The sequence below is a fragment of the Peribacillus sp. CSMR9 genome (assembly GCF_033141925.1).
Classification (GTDB): Bacteria; Bacillota; Bacilli; order Bacillales; family DSM-1321; genus Peribacillus; species Peribacillus simplex_A.
In genome coordinates this window covers 1-1,734 of record NZ_JAOPHO010000170.1, presented here as the reverse complement: position 1 = coordinate 1,734, position 1,734 = coordinate 1, and the positions used below count along the sequence as shown (strand labels likewise).

General features: G+C 33.9%; 1 pseudogene. It reads right to left on the bottom strand.

Annotated features, from left to right (window positions below):
* Window positions 1–761: 761 nt before the first annotated feature.
* Window positions 762–1,331, bottom strand: a pseudogene (locus N9I19_RS24635) (IS110 family transposase); the annotation flags it as partial.
* Window positions 1,332–1,734: the final 403 nt, after the last annotated feature.

Below are 1,734 nucleotides of genomic sequence, written 5' to 3'. Positions count from 1 at the left end.
TTCTGTGAAAAGGAGATTAGTGAAAATAAGGCAGTATTAGTGGTTAATCCCATTTAAATCAAATAAGAAGTTCCTCGATTTAATAACCAAATCTTAAAACAGAGATAAAATCAACAAAATTCTTCAATATAAGAAAGTAAGTACAGATGGTCCCTCATTTAACTAAACATTCTTTCCTATGTCCATTTAATCGTAAAATAGATATTTTACGCATGATTGAGATGTTATCAAAGATGTTCTTGTCAAGCTCTTATTTCTCTTGGTACTCCGTACATATTTGAAATCCTTGAAAACACTAAAATTCAAATAGGAGTAGTAAAGGATTTGATCAAACACGCAATTGTATAATATGTTCTTATTTTTTAGATTGGAATCCTTGTATCATTCGATTTCTATAAACTTCCTCAATAAACTTTATTTCAAGGTTACACATGCCTTCATCAGAGCTGTATGAGATTTTTGATCGTGAACTTCATTTGCTAATGTCTACATCTTTTTAAAGAGCTCTTTCCTACTAACCAATGTTTCTTTGTAAAAATAATATATTCTATCGAGGTATATACCTTAATACATAGTAAGTAACTTGTTTATCACACTAGTTACTTAAAGTTAAACATTTAATGTATGCTACGTTCATTGTCATTGTCATCGTCTCCTTGGTTTTAACATTTGCAGTAATATTAACCTTAATCTTAAGACTGAGGTTAATATTAAGGTTAAGGTATTAATTCAGTTAATTAATACGCGAAACCTTGATAAATTCCCTCCCACTTCTTAAATACAATTAGAAATTCTGGAAAGTACCGATCAATCCAGTTATGGACCTGGCCTTGGACCGTCTGAAGATCCTCTGTTAAAAGATCACGAATTTTCTTCGCCACCCGTAGTTCGGCATAAACTCCTTGTGATATCGTAGGTTCGGCGTATCTTCCGTCTTTGACCAACTGGGCAATGACTTTAGCATCTTTCACATCATTTTTAGTAGGAGAATTATCATCAAGCTCCTTGCTTTTCTTGACGTGCAAAGGGTTTACAGCTACAAACTTCATTTCATATTCTTTTAACATATGTGCTAGGTTGAACCAATAATGCCCTGTCGGTTCCATCCCAACCATCACATTCTCCATACATTGATCTTCCTTAATTTCCATAATCCAATGAAGAAAATGCTCGAATCCCTCTTTTGTATTCTCAAAATAACAAGGTGATCCAAACTCCGTTCCTCTAAAGTCCTGAGCACGTGCCACATGCTTGAATTTAGCAATATCCACCCCTACAATAAGGGTTTGAGAGGTAATTTGAGCAATTTTCTTATTTTGGTTATAATTCATTTTAATGCCTCCTGGTATTTGAGTTTTGTCCTTTTCGTTGCCGAGCTTCAGGACTCTCTCATTCTACCAAGAGGTTATTTTTTTGTTCAAACTTCAATTTCACTGATTGCAGGAATGCTGCCCCTTTAGTTCCATAAGAATATGGAGCTGTTTCCAGCCCCATAAAGAAGTAAAGCACCCGTTAGTTTAAGTATATACCTTCACAATCTCAATAAGTTAAAGCCTATTGGTACATAATCAAATCACCTCTACATTAGGATTTATGATGTCTCATAAGACTTTTGTCAAAGTGCTTAGCGTTGTAAATCCGCACATTCCTGACGATACCCCTTAAATTACCTTTATGACAGTAACTAAGCCAGCCTACATTTGTTAAAATTATTAATATAAGATTTATAAAAAG